This window comes from Bradyrhizobium stylosanthis, assembly GCF_001641335.1.
Lineage (GTDB): Bacteria > Pseudomonadota > Alphaproteobacteria > Rhizobiales > Xanthobacteraceae > Bradyrhizobium > Bradyrhizobium stylosanthis.
Window position 1 is genome coordinate 604568 of record NZ_LVEM01000005.1, and the last position, 20169, is coordinate 624736.

At 62.1% G+C, this 20169-nt stretch carries 24 protein-coding genes; 20 read left to right on the forward strand and 4 right to left on the reverse strand.

The features are described from left to right. Positions 1-46 precede the first annotated feature (46 nt). The 10 genes from egtD to A7X65_RS34205 all read left to right on the forward strand — a co-directional run bounded on the left by egtD (position 47) and on the right by A7X65_RS34205 (position 9609). Positions 47-1027, forward strand: coding sequence for an L-histidine N(alpha)-methyltransferase (egtD, locus tag A7X65_RS34160; RefSeq protein WP_245324021.1), 981 nt, complete (start codon positions 47-49; stop codon positions 1025-1027). A 134-nt stretch (positions 1028-1161) separates the two neighbouring features. Continuing rightward, complete coding sequence (locus A7X65_RS34165) at positions 1162-1416, forward strand: hypothetical protein (protein ID WP_063693685.1); 255 nt, start codon at positions 1162-1164, stop codon at positions 1414-1416. Positions 1417-1453: 37 nt separating this feature from the next. Continuing rightward, positions 1454-2140, forward strand: coding sequence for a sensor histidine kinase (locus tag A7X65_RS34170; protein ID WP_063693687.1), 687 nt, complete (start codon positions 1454-1456; stop codon positions 2138-2140). 19 nt (positions 2141-2159) lie between these two features. After that, positions 2160-2672, forward strand: a complete 513-nt coding sequence (locus A7X65_RS34175; RefSeq protein WP_063693689.1) for a YkgB family protein — start codon at positions 2160-2162, stop codon at positions 2670-2672. A gap of 511 nt (positions 2673-3183) precedes the next feature. Further along, positions 3184-4830 (forward strand): ATP-binding protein, encoded by a 1647-nt coding sequence (locus tag A7X65_RS34180; RefSeq protein WP_167358322.1) that lies wholly within the window; start codon positions 3184-3186, stop codon positions 4828-4830. Between the two features lie 2 nt (positions 4831-4832). After that, positions 4833-5447: a response regulator transcription factor gene (locus A7X65_RS34185; protein WP_063693692.1), complete on the forward strand. Its 615-nt coding sequence runs from the start codon at positions 4833-4835 to the stop codon at positions 5445-5447. Positions 5448-5793: 346 nt separating this feature from the next. Continuing rightward, positions 5794-6726 carry a helix-turn-helix transcriptional regulator gene (locus A7X65_RS34190; protein ID WP_063693694.1) on the forward strand — a complete coding sequence of 311 codons (933 nt, stop codon included), beginning with the start codon at positions 5794-5796 and terminating at the stop codon, positions 6724-6726. Positions 6727-6920: 194 nt separating this feature from the next. Next, on the forward strand, positions 6921-7790 hold the full coding sequence (locus A7X65_RS34195; protein ID WP_063693696.1) for an alpha/beta fold hydrolase: 870 nt from the start codon (positions 6921-6923) through the stop codon (positions 7788-7790). 41 nt (positions 7791-7831) lie between these two features. Beyond that, positions 7832-8806, forward strand: coding sequence for a zinc-binding alcohol dehydrogenase family protein (locus A7X65_RS34200; protein WP_063693699.1), 975 nt, complete (start codon positions 7832-7834; stop codon positions 8804-8806). A 32-nt stretch (positions 8807-8838) separates the two neighbouring features. Then, positions 8839-9609 (forward strand): SDR family oxidoreductase, encoded by a 771-nt coding sequence (locus A7X65_RS34205; RefSeq protein WP_063693701.1) that lies wholly within the window; start codon positions 8839-8841, stop codon positions 9607-9609. Between the two features lie 101 nt (positions 9610-9710). Here the strand turns inward: A7X65_RS34205 and A7X65_RS34210 are convergent, their stop codons facing one another. The 4 genes from A7X65_RS34210 to A7X65_RS34225 are packed head-to-tail and all read right to left on the reverse strand — an operon-like array spanning position 9711 to position 11607. After that, entirely contained in the window at positions 9711-9923 is a 213-nt protein-coding gene (locus tag A7X65_RS34210) for a hypothetical protein (protein ID WP_063693703.1), read from the reverse strand. A 46-nt stretch (positions 9924-9969) separates the two neighbouring features. Continuing rightward, a complete protein-coding gene (locus tag A7X65_RS34215) occupies positions 9970-10236 on the reverse strand; it encodes a DUF6510 family protein (RefSeq protein WP_245324022.1) in 267 nt (88 codons plus the stop codon). 5 nt (positions 10237-10241) lie between these two features. Then, positions 10242-11003, reverse strand: a complete 762-nt coding sequence (locus tag A7X65_RS34220) for a ferredoxin reductase (RefSeq protein ID WP_063693705.1) — start codon at positions 11001-11003, stop codon at positions 10242-10244. Continuing rightward, positions 10990-11607 (reverse strand): sulfite oxidase-like oxidoreductase, encoded by a 618-nt coding sequence (locus A7X65_RS34225; protein WP_063693706.1) that lies wholly within the window; start codon positions 11605-11607, stop codon positions 10990-10992. Before A7X65_RS34225 ends, A7X65_RS34220 begins: the two co-directional genes overlap by 14 nt. 222 nt (positions 11608-11829) lie before the next feature. On the opposite strand from A7X65_RS34225, the gene A7X65_RS34230 reads away from it, so the two are divergent. The 10 genes from A7X65_RS34230 to ureC all read left to right on the forward strand — a co-directional run bounded on the left by A7X65_RS34230 (position 11830) and on the right by ureC (position 20158). After that, positions 11830-13344: an amidase gene (locus A7X65_RS34230; RefSeq protein ID WP_063693707.1), complete on the forward strand. Its 1515-nt coding sequence runs from the start codon at positions 11830-11832 to the stop codon at positions 13342-13344. 276 nt (positions 13345-13620) lie between these two features. Then, positions 13621-14229, forward strand: a complete 609-nt coding sequence (locus tag A7X65_RS34235) for a cytochrome P460 family protein (protein ID WP_063693709.1) — start codon at positions 13621-13623, stop codon at positions 14227-14229. 24 nt (positions 14230-14253) lie between these two features. Then, positions 14254-14835 (forward strand): cytochrome P460 family protein, encoded by a 582-nt coding sequence (locus A7X65_RS34240; RefSeq protein ID WP_063693711.1) that lies wholly within the window; start codon positions 14254-14256, stop codon positions 14833-14835. Positions 14836-14897: 62 nt separating this feature from the next. Beyond that, positions 14898-16022, forward strand: coding sequence for a beta-propeller fold lactonase family protein (locus A7X65_RS34245; RefSeq protein ID WP_245324023.1), 1125 nt, complete (start codon positions 14898-14900; stop codon positions 16020-16022). Beyond that, positions 16000-16173 (forward strand): hypothetical protein, encoded by a 174-nt coding sequence (locus tag A7X65_RS43395; protein ID WP_245324024.1) that lies wholly within the window; start codon positions 16000-16002, stop codon positions 16171-16173. The genes A7X65_RS34245 and A7X65_RS43395 overlap by 23 nt, the downstream gene beginning before the upstream one ends. Before the next feature lie 111 nt (positions 16174-16284). Next, a complete protein-coding gene (locus tag A7X65_RS34250) occupies positions 16285-17196 on the forward strand; it encodes an urease accessory protein UreD (RefSeq protein ID WP_488230411.1) in 912 nt (303 codons plus the stop codon). 23 nt (positions 17197-17219) lie between these two features. After that, entirely contained in the window at positions 17220-17522 is a 303-nt protein-coding gene (locus tag A7X65_RS34255; RefSeq protein WP_063693715.1) for an urease subunit gamma, read from the forward strand. A gap of 6 nt (positions 17523-17528) precedes the next feature. Further along, entirely contained in the window at positions 17529-18107 is a 579-nt protein-coding gene (locus tag A7X65_RS34260; protein WP_063693716.1) for a HupE/UreJ family protein, read from the forward strand. Beyond that, positions 18104-18442, forward strand: coding sequence for an urease subunit beta (locus A7X65_RS34265; RefSeq protein WP_063693717.1), 339 nt, complete (start codon positions 18104-18106; stop codon positions 18440-18442). The genes A7X65_RS34260 and A7X65_RS34265 overlap by 4 nt, the downstream gene beginning before the upstream one ends. A gap of 12 nt (positions 18443-18454) precedes the next feature. Beyond that, positions 18455-20158: an urease subunit alpha gene (ureC, locus tag A7X65_RS34270; protein WP_063693718.1), complete on the forward strand. Its 1704-nt coding sequence runs from the start codon at positions 18455-18457 to the stop codon at positions 20156-20158. The last annotated feature ends 11 nt before the right edge of the window (positions 20159-20169 follow it).

A 20169-nucleotide genomic window follows, 5' to 3' on the forward strand; every position in this document is an offset into this window, starting at 1 on the left:
GCCGCCGGCTGGGCCGACCGAGACGTCGTGCGAAGGAAAGTCGAAATTGCTTCAACTCCAGAACGAAATGCGATCCGCGGTGGCCGACCTGACGACGGCGTTCCGCTATGACATCATGGAAGGGCTGAGCCTCGCGCCAAAGGCAATTCCGGCGAGATGGCTTTATGACCGCCGCGGATCGGCTCTGTTTGAAGCCATCACGCTGCTGCCCGAATACTATCCGACACGAACCGAGCGATCGATCCTTGCGTCCGCAGTATCGGAAATCGCCGCGCTCGCGGGGCCGGGCCGCGCAGTCATAGAATTCGGCTCAGGCTCGTCGGCAAAGACGCGACTGTTGCTGGCAGAGACGAAGCCCTCTGCCTATGTGCCAATCGACATCTCGGGCGAGTTCCTTCGCGAGGTTGCGGCAGGCTTGTCGCATGCATTCCCGAGGTTGCCGATCTATCCAACCGAGGCTGATTTCACTTATCCCTTTGCGCTGCCGGAAGAGATTGCCTCGACTGCGCGCCTCGGCTTCTTTCCGGGTTCGACGATCGGAAACTTGACCGTGCCTGCGGCGGTCGACCTGTTGCGGGCCATGGCGGCGACGCTGGGTACCGGATCGATGTTGCTGATCGGCATCGATCGTATCAAGGATCAGGATGTTCTCCTGCCGGCATATGACGACACGCAAGGGCTGACGGCCGCATTCAATCTCAACCTCTTGCACCGGATCAACCGCGAGCTGGGCGGCTCGATTCCCATGGGGGCATTTCGCCACCTGGCGCGCTGGAATGATGCGGAGGCGCGTATCGAGATGCACCTGGAAGCGACGCGTGACGTCCGCTTCGAGGTCGACGGTCACGTTTTCTCGTTGTCGAAGGGCGAGACCATCCACACGGAGAACAGCCTCAAATACGGGCGCAGGGATGCCTTTGTCCTGCTGCAGGCCGGCGGATGGAATCCCGTCGCCGATTGGACTGACGACAGAGGGCTCTTCTCGGTCATTCTCGCGGAGCAAAGGCCCGCGCCGACGGCGCCCTAGGCTGCATCGGCGGCGCAAACGGAATCATTCCAACAATATCGCCTCAATCGGCGCAATCCACGAACAGCGAGGCACGTACATATGCTGCATAATGTTCGCGTCATCATGGCAATCAACTGCGTTGAGGCGCGACCATGCAACTCCGTTCATCCCTTATTCTGAGCTTCGCCGCCATTCCTCTAACCGCCCTGGCAGAACCGCTCCCGGCGCCGTCGCCGAAAGCACCGAGCCCGGCTGAGAGCGTCCAGGTGCAGCCGCGCGGCAATGAATTCATGCCGAACTCAGTCGCCGAGGATGCGTTGCAGAAGCGCATTACCGACTTCAACCGGAAACAGGAAGGTCTGGACGCGGATCTCGACAAGAAGCTGAAAATCTGCCGCGGGTGTTGATCGATCTCCGGCTCAGCAAACAGCGATAGGTCTGCACATGAGGCACACGGTCACCGGTTCGTTCCGCGACGACGGAAGCGGGTGTGCGCACTACGAGCGGATCGCCCCGATCCGGGATGACGAGCTCGAACTTGTGGTCAGGGAATTGCAGCATCGCATGCGCAATATCCTCAGCATCGTGCTGTGCTTCGTGAACAACACCGATGCGAATACGACCGCCGATTTTCGCGAAGCGCTCTCGGCACGGATCGCGACCCTGTCAGATGCTTACAGGATGATCGAATCCGCGGGAAAGCAGCGTGTGTCTCTCGCGGAGATGCTGGAGCGAACGCTCAAGCCGCATGCGATGTTTCACAGCGGCCGCATTCTGCTCGCGGGGCCGGACCTCGCGCTGGAGCCGCACATCGCCTTGGCGCTGCACTTGATCCTTCACAAGCTGGCTACGAACGCGAGCAAGTACGGTGCGCTGACATCGACTGCAGGAGCCGTCGAGGTGATCTGGGAGAGCCCGCCCTATCTCGGCGGACAAGGTCTTGCGATCCAGTGGCGCGAGCGCGGCGGACCCAGAGTGAACAAGCCCGAACGCAGAGGCTTTGGCACGCAACTGATCGCAAGGGCTCTACCGGGAGCGCAGGTCGATCTCGACTTCGCGCCCGACGGTCTTGTTTGCCGGCTTCTGATTGATCTCGGCCAGACGCCGATCACGCGAGGGGCTGTCAGTTAGAACCAGGAGGATCGACACCATGAGTACATTGGCGAGTGTCCCGCGCAAATCGTTCGCAAGCAGGCTGCCGATATCGTGGCTGCTTGTGGGAGACCTGGACTACCACATCGTTCGGGCGTCGATGGTGATCCTGTTCTTCTTCTTCGGCTACCAGAAATGGTGGGCGTACGAAGCGGATCGCCTGGAACCCTTCATCAGCAACGGTCCCCTGATCTGGTGGCTCTACCCCGCTTTCGGCTATCGAGGTGCGAGCTGGTTCCTCGGCGTCGCCGAATGGACCTTTGGTGCCTTGATATTCGCGGGCTTCTGGAGTAAGCGCCTCGGCATTCTGGGCGCGCTTGGATCGACCGGGACCTTCATCGCAACAGTCACAATCATTCCGTTTATGCCGGACGGTTGGGACGTTGCTGCGGGTGGCTTTCCGGCGATGACGGGCAACGTTCCGTTCCTGATGAAGGATGTCGTGCTGCTTGCGGTATCGTTGTATCTCCTGAAGCAGGACGCGGCGCGTGTCCTGCGACTTGAGGCTTGAGATACGCGGCAAGGCAGACGCAGATCATGGCCAGCGCGAGCGTGGGATAGCGCAACGAGACGGCCGCCGCGGCGAGGAAGCCGATCAGGGTGATCAAGGATCGCATGCTCATTATCATGCGGGTCTGGCCCGGGATCTCCTCGATCGCCGGCCGGTCGACGGTTTCCCAGCACAGCATAGGTCGCGTTCACCAGGGCGAATATGCCGGCGTGGACGGTGACAGGCAGCGGCGCCAGCCCGGGCGCAATGCCGTGCTCAGCACTTTCGTAGACATTCGAAGCGGACGTTGCATCGGTTACACTTGCTTCGAAAAAAAATCGGGCAATGCGAAACGACATGCATGGTGCGGGCTCGTAAACAGTGGCTCTCCGCAACCAAACTTGGCAACGTTCGCAAGTCTCGTTACATGTTGCGGCGTACTGACGCGCTCTCGGCCCACCCCTCGATGCGCAAGCGGCGGGGGGATACGTCGAGACGTCTGGATATGATTGTCACGACGAGACATCTCGGTATGAGGCTTGATAACGAGACGCACGAACTGGATCTGGTCGCAAAGGCGTTTCAGATTATTTCGAGAGAGATCAGCTATCAGGGTTTGGCCAAGGCTCTCCTCATGGAGGCGCTGAGTTTTTCCGGGGCCAGTCGGGGGGCGATCCTGCTCAGCGGGCAAAGAGAGTTGCTTGCCAAGGCCGATGCGAGCTTCCCGCGCGAGAGGGCGAACTTCCTTGCCTCCTTCCCGCCGAATGCCGAATTCCGCTTGCCGAGCGACCTTGCCGAAGAGGTGCTCGATCGAAAGCAAACGGTCGTGAGGCAAGCCGGCGCGGAGAACTCGGCACTGATCGACCCCGTGAACCCGCCATCTGGAAAGATAGCCCAGCTGTGCCTGCCGCTGATTCACCAGCACTGGGCGATTGGCGTTCTCTATCTCGAAGCGGATGGCGATGCGGATATCTTCACGCCGCGGTGCGTCTGGGTGACATCCATGCTGGCCAATCAGGCCGCCGTCTCATTCGAATCGGTCCGCCTGTTCGAGGCGCTGCGCGAGACCAATATGTGGATGGTCAGAGGTCAGCAGATCGGCGGGATGGGCAGCTATCGCTGGAACACGCGGACCCTGCTCTCCCGTGGATCGCGGGAATGTTACCGCATTCTGGATATCGATCTGGACGTAAACCCCGTGCCATTCGAGGTGTTCAGGAGCCGGGTCCACCCCGAGGATTATCCCGCGCTGGAGCAGGCCCTCACCGAGGCGATCAGCACGCAGTCGCCATTCACCCACGAGTACCGTGTAGTCCATCGCGACGGCAAGACGCTACATGTCGTGGCCGTCGGGCAATTCGATGAGGGGCCCACAGGCGACCTCGAGCTGGAAGGCATCATCACTGACGTCTCGCAACGGAAGGCGGCGGAGCAGGCTCTCGCCGACGCACGAAACGAGCTTGCACGGGCGACGGGTCTGACGTCCCTTGGCGAACTCGCCGGCTCGATCGTTCACGAGATCGATCAGCCGCTGACGGGAATGATCATGAGCGCGGAAGCTTGCCTGCGGTGGCTCGCCCGGGATCCCATCCAAGCAGCGGAGGCCCGCAAGTCGGTCGCGCGCATCATCAAGCAGGCACGTCGAGCGGCGGAGGTTGTGACCGGGGTCAGGTCTCTGGCGCGGGGCACGCAGATCCATTTTGCCGAGTTCGATATCAACGAGGCGGTTGCGGAGGTTCTGCTTCTGTCGGAAAGGGAAATCGAGCGAGCCGGGGTCATCGTCCGTACCGACTTCGATCGATCATCGCCTCGTGTCGAAGCAGACCGTGTTCAGGTCCAGCAGGTCGCCCTTAACCTCGTGCGCAACGCGATCGAGGCCATGGCCGGGGTTGAGGAGGGGAACCGCATTTTGGCTCTCTCTTCGGAGGTCGCCGATGGTATGATTTCGGTGGCAATCGCGGATACGGGGAGCGGCATCAGCCCGGCTGATAGAGAGCGGGTCTTCGAGACGCTCTATACGACGAAGGGGGCGGGACTCGGTCTGGGACTGTCGATCTGCCGCAAGATAGTGAAACTCCACGGAGGACAGCTATGGGTGGAAGAAAACGGGAGGTGCGGGGCGAGGTTCACCTTCGCTCTCCCGCTTCGCCAGGCGGTTCAGACCTCGGAAAGCCGGTAGACATGCCTCCGTCCGGCGTTGTTCATATCGTCGACGATGACCGCGCGGTTCGCGAATCCCTTGGCGACCTGCTCGAGTCCCTGCACTACAAAGTCGCCTTGTACGGATCTGCTTCGGATTTCTTGAAGGTCGAACTGTCGGATGCGCCCGCGTGTCTCGTGCTCGATGTCAGATTGCCCGGCACGAGTGGCTTGGAGCTGCAGGAGTACCTGACGAAAATCAATGTCGGAATCCCGGTGATCCTGATGACCGCCTTTGGCGACATTCCCATGTCGGTCAGAGGCATGAAGCTGGGCGCGGTCGATTTTCTCACTAAGCCAATACGGGATCAGGATCTTCTCGATGCGATCACTGCCGCGATCCGAAAGGACATCGATCGGCGCGACGACAACGCGCACCTTGCGCAGTTGCAGGAGAAGTTTGCGCTCCTGACCACGCGCGAGCGGCAAGTGATGACGCTGGTGGCATCCGGCCTGATGAACAAGCAGGTCGCCGGCGAGCTCTCGATCAGCGAAGCGACGGTCAAGATGCATCGTGGCAGCGTGATGCGGAAGCTCGGGGCAAAAACCGCGGCAATGCTCGTTCGAATGGCTGAGTCGCTCCAGCTCCGGGGCTGACGCTTCGCCTCCGGGACCGGCATCTCGCGCTGAATCATCGTAGCTCCGTCCCTGTATGCGACCCATACCTAAGTATGGGCTGGAACAGCACAAGCGTGAGATTGCCGGCTGGGGCGATGAAAAGCATGTTGTCCATGTGCGGTGCTGCCAGCCGGCGTTGGCCGCGCGCTTTGACCGGAGAGGTAACGCCACTTGCAGCTTGCGGCTTCAACGCCCGTATCCCGGCGATCAGGGCATCTCCTCCGTGCAGAAATTTGTTGACGATCGGACGCGGCCATCCGGAGCACAGAACAGGGCGACGACGATGGGGATGTACGTATCAAATTCGAGTGAGAGCACGCCAAGGATGGCGGTCTCCGCTTCGCCAATCCGGCCGGTGGACGAGACACTGTCTTTCAGGCCATCCGACGCGGCGCTTCATCCGACGGTCAGCATCACGCCTTCCGAGCCGGTGAAGCGCCTCGGGATAGGCTGGCGTTGGTGGTTTTCGGAGAGCGTTCACCTCCCGGTCGGCAACAGGATTGAATTTCGCTTTCAGGGATCGAGACATCTGCTGGCGTTGTACAACGAGGGAGCACGGAAAAGCGGTGAGACCTCCATCGATGGCCTCTGTTCGTCGAAGCTGCGAGGCTCCGAGCACAGGCTGACCTTTGTCCCGGCGGGACGCGCTTATCAGGAATGGCATGAGGCCGCCTCGTCTGCGCAGGTGACCTTCCTCTATTTAGACCCCGCCGCACTTCACAAGTCCGACGACAGCGCGGCCGGGCTCGCGCCGAGAATATACTTCGAGGATCCGCTGGTCTGGGAGACCGCCTCCAAATTGAAGAAGGCGATCGAGAGCGCCGAGACGAATTGCGCGCCTTACCTCGAGGCGCTCTGCGGCGTGCTCGCCCACGAGCTTTCCAGGTCTGATCACGATCTTGTTCGCGAGCCGGCAGCGGTCAGCCGTGGAGGGCTCGCGGGCTGGCAGAAGCGTGTCGTGGTCGAGTACGTCGAGGGGCATCTGGGAGAACAAGTCTGCCTCCTGAAGCTCGCCGAGCTCGCCAGGCTCAGCGTTCACCACTTCTGCCGTGCGTTCAAGAAGTCGTTCGGAATCCCGGCCTACCAGTATCAGGTGCAGCGACGCATGGAGTTCGCCAAGCTGCGGCTGGCGGATCGTGCGGTATCGATTACGGACATCGCACTCAGCCTGGGCTATGCGCAAACGAGCTCCTTCAGCTCCGCCTTTCGCAAAGCGACGGGGTGGACTCCCACGGACTATCGCAGGGAGTTCGAATGAGCCGATTAGAAAGGCGATCGATCCGGTAGGGGAGGCGATGCGGAGTCTCGTGTGGGAGAAGAATCCCGGGAAGTCTGTAACCGGATCGTCCCGAACCACGAAATATCCAGGTGAGATCGCCTTGGAGCGGCTGCCAACGGTCGTCGTTCTCACGAGGTGCAGGGGTGTCGAGGGGGCACCGCGAGGGACCGCAGATGACGAGCACTCGATACCGCACGGCAGACGTGGACGGCCTGAAGATATTCTATCGGGAGGCTGGCCGGGCTGATGCGCCCGCCTTGCTGCTGCTTCACGGATTTCCGACCGCCAGCCACATGTTCCGCGAGCTGATCCCGGCGCTCTCGGATCGCTTCCGATTGGTAGCGCCGGATTTGCCTGGATTTGGTCGGTCCGGCATGCCGGCTCGCGAAAGCTTTGCCTATACCTTTGCCGCGTTGGCGCAGGTGATCGAACGGTTCACGGAAGTCATCGCACTCTCTCGTTTCTCGCTCTATGTCTTCGACTATGGCGCGCCGACAGGCTTTCGAATGGCGCTTCGACATCCCGAGCGCATTGCTTCCATCATTTCGCAGAATGGCAATGCCTATGAGGAGGGATTGAGCGAAGGCTGGAGTCCGATCCGGGCCTACTGGCAGGATCCATCGCAAGCGAACCGGGCGGCGCTGCGATCATTCCTTTCGCCGGAGACGACGGTCTGGCAATACACCCACGGGGTGCCCGACGCCTCCCTGATCTCCCCTGATGGCTACACGCTCGATAACCATTATCTCGCGCGCCCGGGCGCGGATGAGATCCAGCTCGATCTTTTCGGCGACTACAGGACCAACGTCGCCATGTATCCGGAATTCCAGGCCTACTTCCGCAAGCACAAGCCGCCCTTCCTGGCGGCCTGGGGCAAGAACGATCCCTTCTTCCTGCCGGCCGGCGCGAAGGCGTTCCGGCGCGACATGCCGGGTGCCGAAGTGCGCTTCTTCGACACGGGGCACTTTGCGCTCGAGACGCATGCTCGGGAGATCGCAGCGGCTATCGGTGATTTTCTTCTCCGGCCAAATTCCAATGGGTAACCGCGGTCTCTCTCGCCGCGAGAGACGTCAGGAGGGCCATCATGCGCGCTATCGTTCTTGAAAAATTCGGTGGCTTGGACAGCTTCGTCTATCGGGACGTTCCAGAGCCAGAGCCGCAGCTCGGTCATGCCATCATCGAGGTCAAGGGATTCGGCATCAATCATGCGGAAATGCACATGCGCCGGGGCGAATGGGCCGAAGCGGCGCCGATTAGCGGCATCGAATGCGTCGGTCTCGTGAAGTCGTGCCCGGGCGGAGAATTTCCGGTGGGCGCCAAGGTGGCCGCATTGATGGGCGGTCTCGGCCGGACCATCAACGGCAGCTACGCCGAATACACGCGTGCGCCGGTCTCGAATGTCGCATTGATCGACGCGGATTTGCCCTGGGCCAAGCTCGCAGCGATACCCGAAACATTCGCGACGGCGTGGACCTGTCTCTTCCGAAACCTCGATCTCGAGAAAGGTCAGGTTCTCGTCATTCGCGGAGCGACCTCCTCGTTCGGTCAGGCGGCACTCAAGCTCGCGGTCAATGCCGGCGCGCGGGTCATCGCGACGACGCGCAGCCGGGAGCGCTTTGCCATGCTGGAGAAGCTCGGAGCTGCGCGGTGTGAAATTGAACGGCGAGATCTCTCAAAGCATCTGCCCGAGGCGAAGCAGGTCGACGCGGTTCTCGACCTCGTCGGCAACAGCGTCGTGCTCGACTCCCTCGCCTTGCTTCGCCGGGGCGGCCGCTCCTGTCTTGCCGGCTGGCTCGGCGGGCTTGATCCGATTCCGGATTTCAATCCGCTGCTGCAGATGCCGAGCGGCGTCCATCTGACGTTCTTCGGCAGCTTCGTGTTCGGCTCGCCCGGGTTTCCGCTCTCCGATGTGCCGCTGCGGGAAATCGCCGCCGACGCCGCGGCCGGCCGGCTGGACGTCAAGCCGGCCCGGATCTTTCGCTTCGACGAGATTCGCGAGGCGCATCGCGTCATGGAGGCGAACGAGGCGGTCGGAAAGATGGTCGTGGTTCGCGACTGATACTTACAGGCTTGGTATCCGAGAGGGTTCATATGTCGAAATCAGTCGCGATCGTAACGGGTGCGAGCCAGGGAATCGGCCGGGCGACCGCGGTGCGCCTAGCGCGCGATTTCTCGGCGCTTGTCCTGGTCGCGCGAAACCGCGCCAATCTCGAGGACACCGCAAAGGCGGTCAGGGCCGCCGGCGCCGAGGTGCTGGTGATCGATGCCGATCTGGCCGAACCTCGTGCTGCCCAATCTGTCGTCGACCAGACCTTGGCGGCCTTCGGCCGGATCGACGCCCTGCTCAATATCGCTGGCGCGGTGCCTCAGGTCGATCTGTTCGAGACGACGGAGGCACAGTGGGAAGCTGGACTGGCCTTGAAGCTGCATGGCGCCCGGCGGCTCACGATCGCCGCCTGGCCGTCGCTCATGGCCGCGAAGGGGGCGGTGGTGTTGATGTCGGGAAACTCGGCCTCTTTCCCCAAGGCTCCCTATGCCGCGGTCGGCACCATCAACGCTGCAATCGTTGCCTTGGCAAAGGCGTTCTCCGACAAGGGAATCAGCGACGGCGTCCAGGTCAACAGCGTCCTGCCGGGGCCGGTGATGACGGGCCGCCGCCGCTCCTACCTCGAGCACTGGGCGCCCCTGCACGACATGACCGTCGAGGAAGCTACGGCGAAGTTTCCCAAGGACGCTGGGATCGCGCGTTACGGCGAACCGGACGAGATTGCGGAGTTGATGGCGTTCCTCGTATCGCCCGGCGCGCGCTGGATGACCGGCTCGGCGTTGCGGATGGACGGCGGCGAGGTGAAATCGGTCTGATTGGCTCCGAACGCAGGGTGATCGACAAGATCGTCGACGCATTGAAATTTCACAGCTGAGGCTTCCAAACCTGTTCGGTGCGCTCGCGCCCACCGTCCTGTTCAGTCTTCGCCAGTTCTGGCTCTGAGGAGTTCTTCGCGACGCCTGATCAGAATCTCGAGCCGTGCGGCCTGATCGTCAATGCGCTGGCCGACAAGCTCTTCGCTCATCGCGGCGACATGTGCGGCGGACTGCTCAATCAACTCGCGAAGCTTCGCCGCCGTGGCGGCAATCTGGCGCTCGATTTCAGCAAGGTGGACGTCTTCACCGTACATGGCGGGTCTTTGATTTCGGCGTTTGGCGGGCGATCGGGGGCGGCATTCAGAGGTACAGGTGCCGGGCACTGTGCAGTTCAAGGACGCACCCCTTCTGGGTTCGCGTCGCTCTCATCAGCTCGCTTCCGCAATCGGCGCACTTGACGAGCGCCTCCCGGTGCCCGCCGTCGACGGCGAGAGCGCCAAGGCAGGACACCGTGTTGCATGCCGCACACCGGATCTTCGTCAGGGTGATGTCAAAGGCAGAGGCTTCTTGAAGCAAGTGTGCGCCGGGATCACCGCCAAGAATGAGGTCGGCGATGTTGTCTGCCATGGCGATCATGCTCCTGTTGGCCCGAAACGCTCGGTTCTTATGGCGAGAGGGTTGAAGCCGAGTTTCACGAGCATGCTCGAGATGCCTTCGACAAACCCCGCGGGACCGCAAATGAAGAAGGTTGGATTCTGCTCGCGCGTAAAGCTGTTCTCTGCGAGCAGAGCCGCGTTGACCCGCCCCCGATGTCCGTTCCAGCCGCTCGGATGCTCGCGGGTGAGCGCATAAGCCAGACGCAGGTTGCGATCGCCGCGAGCCATCGTATCGAGCTCATCCCGGTACACGACGTCGGCAAGGCTGCGCGCCGAATAGATCAATGATGCCGGTATGTGTGGGAGCGAGCTCCTGCGGTGGCGTAACATGGCCATCAGCGGCGTAATTCCGGTGCCGCCCGCGACCAGGCAAATCGGTCCGCCGCAAGTCCGGCTCCAGATGAAAAACCGCCCAATGGGGCCGCGAAGTTCGAGAGCGTCGCCGACCCGCAATTCGTCGAGCAGGTAAGGCGAAACCTCACCGTCCTCGACCCGCTCGACAGTGAGGGTAAGCAGTCGTTCTTCCGGCGGCGATGCGATCGAGTAACTTCGTTCGGCTTGATAGCCGTCGTCGGCGGTGAGCCGTATGTCGACATGCTGGCCGGGCCAGTGCCCGGACCAGCGCGCCGGCTGCAGGATTATGCTCTTCACGCGGCTGGTTTCGGCCACGATGGCTTTCACGAGACCGGTCTGCCACTCGATTTTGGGCTGCTGCGAAGGTGCATCAGTCGCCGTCATAACGTTGCTCTCGCCAGGGATCTCCGTAATTGTGATAGCCGCGCGATTCCCAGAATCCCGGCTCGTCCTTGGGCATGAAGCGAAGCCTTCGCAACCACTTCGCGCTCTTCCAGAAATACAAATGCGGCACCAGGAGACGGGCGGGGCCACCGTGCGTGGGGGCGAGCGGCAGACCCTCATAGCGGGTCGCGATCATCGCCTTTCCCGCGACCAGGTCGGCCACCGGAAGGTTCGTCGTGTATCCGCCGTCGCAATGCGCCATGACAAAGGCATCCGGCGGCTCGCTCCGCCCGACCGTCTTGAGAAGATCGTCGAAGCGGACGCCCTGCCAGACCGTGTTGAGCTTCGTCCATTTGGTGACGCAGTGAATGTCGACCGTGATCGTGGTCTGAGGCAGCGCCTCGAACTCGTCCCAGGTCCATTTCCCCAGCAACGAGCCGCCGAGTTGAAGCGCGATCTTCCAGTCGGCGACACGAATCGCCGGCGTGGGGCCCGCCGACAGGACCGGAAAATCGGTCGTCAGATACTGACCCGGCGGTAGCCGAGCGGCTTCGGATGGCCATCGCTTTGATTTGAAGCCGCGAGAAACAGGAGGTCGGTCCATGGATGCGTGTCCTCGTTCCGTGACGCGCAGGATGTCCGGATGTGTGTCGGCATACCGTGCAGCCCGCACGAGTGCAGATGAACCCCGGTCGATCCCTTGTCGATGGCCGCGGCGGAGAATGCATCAAGATCGCCAAAGACGAAGCAATCGCGGCTGCGCGGGCGCCGACGAACTCAATGTCAAATGCGGTTTCGTCCTGAAGTGGTTCAAAAGGAGCAAACGATGTCGAGCGTGATCCGGACCTTGCATTCCGACGAACTCGCGTACCTCCCCGCGCACGAACTGGCTGCTCGCATCCGGCGACGTGACCTGTCGCCCGTCGAAGTGATCGATGCATTCATCCGGCGCATCGAAGCGCGTAATCCGAGCCTGAATGCACTGGTGTATCTGGATTTCGACGGCGCGCGCATGAGAGCGAAAGAGGCCGAGCGCGCATTGGCCGCCGGCGCGTCGTGGGGGCCGCTGCACGGCATTCCGTCGGCGCTCAAGGATCTGTTCGATTTCAAGCCGGGCTGGCCCGCGAGCCTGGGCGGCATCCGTGCGCTCAAGCACCACGTCGTGAACGGCTACTGTGTGTTCTGCGAGCGCATGGAGAAGCGTGGCGGAGCGGTGTTCCTCGGCAAGACCAACAGCCCTCTCATGGGATTCCGGGGCACCTGCGACAATTACCTGTTTGGTCCGACACGCAACCCCTTCAATCTTGCCAAGAACACCGGAGGGTCATCGGGAGGAAGCGCCGCGGCGGTTGCCGATGGACTGCTGCCCATTGCAGAAGGCACAGATGCCGGCGGTTCGATACGAGTCCCGTCGGCCTGGTGTGGGGTCTATGGCTACAAGGCTTCATTCGGCCGCGTGCCTTTCCTTGTCCGTCCGAACGCGTTCGGTACGGCCGATTCCCCGTTCCTGTTCGAAGGGCCGATCACACGGACGGTCGAAGATGCCGCAATCGCGTTGAACGTACTTGCCGGGCCTGACCCGCGTGATCCTTTCAGCCTGATCGAGCCGCCCGTCGACTTCACCGCTGCGACCCGTAGGTCCATCCGCGGCCTCAAGATTGCCTATAGCGCGAATCTGGACGTCTTCCCGGTCGACGGAAAGGTCGCGGAGACGGTCGCCCGCGCGTTACGGGCGTTCGAGGAAGCCGGCGCTCACGTGGAGGAAGTGAAGCTTGGAATCACCCGGTCGCAACGCGAGTTGAGCGACGTCTGGTCGCGCCTCTACATGCTTCTGAACTTGCAGGCAATCGAGAACATGAAGCGCGACGGCATCGATCTGTTCGGCCGACATCGCGACGACTTTCCGCCTGAGTACATGGATTGGGTCGAGAAGACCAATCGCATGTCTGGCCTAGATTTCTTCCGAGACCAGGCCGTCCGATCGGAGGTCTACGACGCCTTCCAGGACGTCCTCGGCAGATTTGATCTGCTGGTCACACCGACCCTCGCATGTCCGCCGGTCGACAACGCAACCAACGGCAACACGATCGGGCCGAAGTCGATCAATGGGATCGACATAGATCCTCTCATTGGATGGTGCCTGACCTATTTCGTCAATTTTACCGGCCATCCAGCGGCCTCGATTCCGGCGGGACTGTCCGACGGTCTTCCAGTCGGGATGCAGATCATAGGTCGGCGAAACGCCGATTTTGATGTGCTTGCCGCGAGCGCGGCCTTCGAACGGCTTCGTCCCTGGCAGGACAATTACCAGATCTGTCGCGATCGCCCCCTGGCGGCGTGACGGACGATCTCCGTGATCATCGGCCGGCTCGACTCCTTGCGTTCGCGGAGCGCCGCTTTCAGGCGGGCCGATCATGCATCACCTGGCCCGCCTCCATGATCCGGCGCGAGCGCACAGCGCTCACGCGATCGCGAGGCCGGCACAGAATGCATCAAGATAGAAAAAGCGGAGGCAATCGCCAGCGCGCAAGATCTTCGGCGACTGGCTATCTCATCATTCCAACAGGTCAATCGTGCCGGCGCCTCGCGCGTTCGGCTCCAGTCGCGGGAGAAGACAATGCGCGTAAGAGTCCAGGCAACGGTAGCAGTCATCGCAGGAAGTGCGGTCGCAACGATCCTGTTCTTCGGATCGCTCAAGGATAGCAATGCTCAGAGCAATGCGCGCTATCTGCCGGAATACACCGCGGACGGGCAATTGCTCCTGCCGAAGAATTTCCACGAGTGGGTCTATGTCGGCTCGCCGCTGACGCCGAATGCCCTCAACGGAGGGCAGGCGAATTTCCCGGAATTCCACAACGTCTATATCGAGCCGGGCTCCTACGCGATCTACAAGAAGACCGGCGAATTCCCCGAGGGGACGATCCTGTTCAAGGAGCTCCAGCTGACGTTGCCGCAAGAGAATGCCGATGGCTCGCGAACGGAAGCGTCGGGCCGCGGCTACTTTCCGGGCAAGTGGAACGGCGCCGACGTGACCGTCAAGGACTCCAAGCGCTTCGCCGACACCAACGGATGGGGATACTTCAATTTCAATCACCACGAACCGAAGGCGCCGATGGCCAAGGTGAAGTCCAAGGACGAATGCGCCTACTGCCATATCGCGAACGCCAAGAAGGATGAGGTCTGGACCCAGTTCTATCCGCTGCTCGACAACAAGGACGCGCGATGACCGCGTAGTCGGCAGGAGATCGGCATGAAGATCCTCAAGGTCGCCTGCGTCACCTTCGTCGTGATCCTCGGGATCGGGTCCGCGATCAGGCAGTCGGCGCCGCGCGCGAGGGCGGCGGATGGTGTTACGGCCGGTGTGCGTGTTGCCGACCGAGAAGGGAATCTGCGTGTGCCGGACGATTATCGTACGAGCTATCAGCTCCTCGGAAGCTGGGCGATTGCGGCGGACGGCGGCGGCGGATCGAAGGAATTCCACGTCGTGTACGCCTCGCCAGGCGTGATCGACGCCTACCGGAAGGACAAGCGCTTTCCTGATGGTGCCGTGCTGATCAAGGAGGTGTTCAGGGCGGCAACCTCCGAAATGACGACCGGTACCGTCAGTCGCGCGGACGCCTTGAAGGGTTGGTTCGTCATGGTGAAGGACACCCGGAACAGGCATCCGGACAGCGCGCTGTGGGGAGACGGTTGGGGGTGGTCCTGGTTCGACGCCGGCGATCGGTCAAAAACGACAACGACGAATTACAAGGCCCAATGCCTGGCGTGCCACGTGCCCGCACGAACGTCTGACTGGGTCTACGTCGATGGTTACCCGCCATTGAGGCATTAGCACCAGTGCGGGTCACGCAAAGTCATTCGATTTAACAAAGCCAATCATCAAAGGAGCGAGAGATGGCTAAAGAGGCGACGACGAGCGAGATGGGAATGTCGAAAGGGCAGACTGGCCATCTCTACATCCAGACCAATGAAATCGAAAATGCCATTATTCACTACACCCGGCAGCCGGACGGCAAGCTCATCGAGGTCGCGCGGATCAAGACGGGCGGCGCCGGCTCCGGCGAGTTCAAGCCGATCAGCGGCCAGGACAGCGCGCCCAATTCCTTCGAGGGCGCGGGGAGCGTGATCATCACATCCGACCGGCGTTTTCTGTTTGCCACGAATGGTGGAGACAACTCGGTTTCGAGCTTCCGCCTTGGGAGTGACGGCGGCTTGACGCTGCTCGACGTGAAGTCGACCGGGAACGCCGTCGAGGGAAGGAGCGGCACGGCCAAATCGCTTGCCTTCGCTCCGTCGACACGGACGCTGTTTGTACTGCACTCGTTCGGGCCGGATCACCTCCGGCTGATGTCGGTCGATGTCGAAGGCATGCTGAAGCCGCGGCCGGAACGATACACGGTCAACACCTCGAGCAAGCGAAATCGTGTCTCCACCATGGTCGTCGTCTCGCCGAACGAAGAGTTGGTCCTCGTCGGCACCACTTTCGACGAGCCGATCGCGCTGACGGGCCTGTATCCGGACGGCTCGCCTATTCTCTGGGTCCAGCGGGCCGGCGGCGCGTTTCATTCGATCGCTTCGAATGCACCGGATCCGGACGGCCTCGCGGCGTTCGCCCTGCAAAAGGACGGCTCGCTCGGCACGGCCACGTTCTACGATGCGAAGGCCGGCTCTCCATTCTACATCGCCTTCCTGCACCAGCGTCCGAATATGTTCGTGATCGGCTATGCCGTCGGCGACGGCTGCTCCATTTGCACCATCGAGAAGAACGGCTCGCTCAAGATTGGCCCGCTCGTCAAGATCGACACCAGCGCGGGGGTGCCCACCGAGCTGTGCTGGCTGGCCATTGCTCCGGATGATCGTACGATCTACGCAACGAATTTCGGCTATGGCAACATCAGCAGCTACCGCATCAACGGGAGCGGCCTCGAAGTTGTCTGTGATCCGGCATGTCCGAAGGTTCCCGGCGACGGCACCGCGAGGGGATTGAACCGGAACCGTGACGAGCGGTCCCAGCGATAGCTGGATCACGCCGGACGGCACCTATCTCTATCAGATCTACGGCAACGCCTCGAAGCTGGTCAGCTACAGCACCCAGCCGGATGGCTCGTTGAAGGAGATCGGCAGCGTCAAGATCCCGTACAACAGCCCTCAGGGGCTTGCGGGGTTCTGATCCCGGTTTCGCGGACAAGAGGTCGGGCGTGGTCGGCATTGCCGCTCCGCGTCCGGCCTCTCCCTCGCCGACATGCGAGACATACACGGTCAATCATGAGCCCCGAGACGGATGTTTGAAGTAATTCACGAGCGCTCTCGCGATCCATCCGCGGGTCATCCTGGCCATCCGGGAGACGGGCAGCGCGCCGCGGAAAAATTCGATCTGCAGCGCGCTGTCGGGGAAGCGCGCGTGGTGTTCTCCGGCGCCGCAAACGGTACGGAGACCATCGACGTCTATCAGAAATTTCCGATGGCCGTTGCCTTCCCGAATGTCGACGATCGTCGGCGCAAGGAGGCGGTCCTCATCAATACGTCGGGCGGCGTCGCGGGCGGCGACGAGATCAGGATCGAGGTGACCGCTCAAGGCAATGCGTCGGTCGCGGTGACCACGCAGGCCGCGGAGAAGGTCTATCGGGCGCTGGATCGGCCTGCCCGAATCCGGACGCGGTTGAGGGCTGAGGGACGTGCCCGGCTTGCGTGGCTTCCACAAGAGACGATCGTCTTCAACCAGGCGCGCATCGCGCGACAGACCGAGATCGATGTGAGATCGGGTACCGAATTGATTGCCCTCGAGTGGCTGGTTCTCGGCCGCATCGAGAGCGGCGAGGAGGTTCTTGCCGGACATATCCTGGACAGTTGGCGCGTCAGGGTCGACGGCCGTCTGGTATGGGCCGATGGCTTCCTCGCGTCAGACCAGGCGCTCCTTCAGCTTCGGAAGACGGCGCTGCTCTCGAACTGGAAGGCGATCGCGACGATGATCTATTTCGGTCCGGGCCTTGAGGCCCGGCTCGAGAGATTGCGCGAGATCGGTGCTTCCCTGGAATGCGCGTGCGGCGTCACGATCGTGGGCGCGATCATCGTGATCCGGGTCGCCGCGATTGCCAGCGTGGACCTCAGGCGAGGTCTGCGCCGCTTCCTCGATCAACTCAACCATGAATTCGGATCCGGGCCCTTCGGGGTGCCGAAGATGTGGTCCTGTTAGCGCGGCCGAGTGGGAGAAGCTCCTTGAATTTGACGCCACGGGAACGAGACAAGCTGATGATCGCCCTCGCTGCGATCGTTGCGCGTGGCCGGCTCGCGCGCGGCGTGAAGCTGAATTATCCCGAAAGCATCGCATTGATCTCGGATGCCATCACGGAAGGTGCTCGCGACGGACGATCGGTCGCGGACCTGATGTCCGAGGGCGGCCGGCTGCTACGCCGCGACCAGGTCATGGAGGGCATCCCCGAAATGATCCGCGAGATCCAGGTGGAGGCGACGTTTCCGGACGGGACAAAGCTTGTCCCGGTGCACAACCCGATCCGATAGGAGCTGATGATGCGTATCATCCCGATTTGCGTCGCCGCGTTGAGCCTGCTTGCATCGCCGGCCTTCGCGCATCCCATTCCGGGCGCGGGCAGCTCGTTCGACGCCGGTCTCGTCCATCCGTTCAGCGGCGCGGATCATCTGATTGCGATCACGTTGGTGGGAACGTGGAGCGCGCTCGAGGGGGGCTCGGCGAGAGCCGTGTGGCCGCTGACCTTTCTGATCGCGATGCTGGGCGGTTTCGCCGCGGCAAGCGCAGGTTTTCAGATGGACTTTGTGGAGGCGGCGATCAGCCTCTCGGTGGTGGCGCTGGGAGCGTTCGTCGCGTTCGAATTCAGGATGCCCGTCATGCTCGGCGCTGCGGCCGTCGGCCTGTTCGCGTTCTTCCATGGTCACGCACACGGAACCGACGCCGCCTCGATGCTTGTTCCCTATGTGATCGGCTTCACAACGGCGACCGCCGTTCTTCTCCTCATTGGCATGCTCGCCGGCCATTGGGGAAGAAGTGCGGTCAGGAGAGGCCTGCTTCGCGCGGCGGGTGTTTGTGCCGGTCTTGTCGGGCTGCTGTTGCTCGGAGGCGTGGCATGATTCCCGGGGAGGTCATTGCGGCTGACGGCGACATCGTCCTGAACGGAGACAGGACGGGCCTATCGATTGCCGTGGCCAACACCGGCGATCGGCCGGTGCAGGTGGGCAGTCATTATCATTTCGCCGAGGTGAACGCGGCACTCGCGTTCGATCGATCCGCTGCTCGTGGATGCCGCCTCGATATTCCGGCCGGGACCGCCGTGCGGTTCGAGCCGGGACAGTCGCGCGAGGTCTCATTGATCCCCTTCGGCGGAGCGCGGCGCATCTACGGGTTCAGTGGCAGCGTGATGGGGCCTCTGGAAGCAGGGGCGGATGCGCCACGCTCCGACGAATAAGGCGAGGACGACATGCCCCATACGATGAGCCGCAGAGCCTATGCGCAGATGTTCGGCCCCACAGTCGGCGATCGGGTGCGTCTGGCGGACACCGATCTGTTCATTGAGCCCGAGAGGGACCTCACGATCTATGGCGAGGAGGTCAAGTTCGGCGGCGGCAAGGTCATTCGCGACGGCATGGGACAATCGCAGCTCACGCGCGCGCAGGGCGCGGTCGATACGGTCATTACCAACGCGCTGATCCTCGATCACTGGGGGATCGTCAAGGCCGACATCGCGATCAGGGACGGGCTCATTGCCGCCATCGGCAAGGCGGGCAACCCCGACATTCAGCCGGGTATCTCGATCATCATTGGGCCGGGGACGGAAATCATCGCGGGCGAGGGCAAGATCATCACCGCCGGCGGAATGGATACGCACATTCATTTCATCTGCCCCCAGCAGATCGACGAGGCGCTTTTCTCGGGCGTCACGACCATGATGGGTGGCGGCACCGGACCGGCCGCAGGGACGACGGCGACGACCTCTACGCCGGGGCCATGGCACATCCATCGGATGCTCGAGGCGCTGGATGGGTTTCCGATGAACTTCGGCATCTTCGGCAAGGGCAATGCGAGCGTACCCGCCGGCCTGGTCGAGCAGATCGAAGCCGGCGCGTGTGGCCTGAAGCTGCACGAAGACTGGGGCGCAACGCCCGCATCGATCGACTGCTGTCTCTCTGTCGCCGACGACATGGACGTGCAGGTCATGATCCACACCGATTCCCTGAACGAAGGCGGGTTCGTCGAGAGCACGATCGCCGCGTTCAAGGGCAGGACGATCCACGCGGCCCATACGGAAGGGGCCGGCGGCGGGCATGCGCCGGATATCATCAAGGTCTGCGGCGAGAGGAACGTCATTCCAGCCTCGACAAATCCCACGCGCCCCTACACCGCGAACACGCTCGACGAAGCACTCGACATGCTGATGGTGACCCACCATCTGGACCGTCGCATTCCTGAGGATGTCGCCTTCGCGGAGAGCCGCATACGAAAGGAGACGATCGCCGCAGAGGACATCCTGCACGATCTCGGCGCGTTCTCGATCGTGTCGTCGGATAGCCAGGCGATGGGGCGCGTCGGCGAGGTGATCACGCGGACGTGGCAGACCGCCGACAAGATGAAGAAGCAGTTCGGGCGGTTGCCGGAGGAGACCGGGCAGAACGACAATTTCAGGGCTCGGCGCTACGTCGCGAAATACACAATCAATCCGGCCATCGTGCAGGGCATGTCACGCCACGTCGGTTCGGTCGAGGTTGGAAAGCTCGCGGACATCGTCGTCTGGGATCCGGCATTCTTCGGGATCAAGCCCGACATGGTCTTGAAATCCGGCATGATCGTCGCCGCGATCATGGGCGACCCCAATGCATCGATACCGACGCCCCAGCCGGAATATTACCGGCCGATGTTCGGTGCCTTCGGCCGTTCTCCCGGCAGAAATTCTGTGACCTTCGTCAGTCAGGCCTCGCTCGAAACGACGAGGCAGCTGGGCCTGGCCAAGCAACTCCTGCCGGTCTCGAACACGCGATCGATCGGCAAGCATTCCATGATCCTCAACGACGCGCTGCCTCACATGGAGGTTGATCCCGAAACCTACGAGGTGCGGGCGGACGGACGGCTTCTCACTTGTCCGCCGGTGAATGTGGTCCCAATGGCGCAGCGCTATTTCATGTACTGACGCGTTGCCGG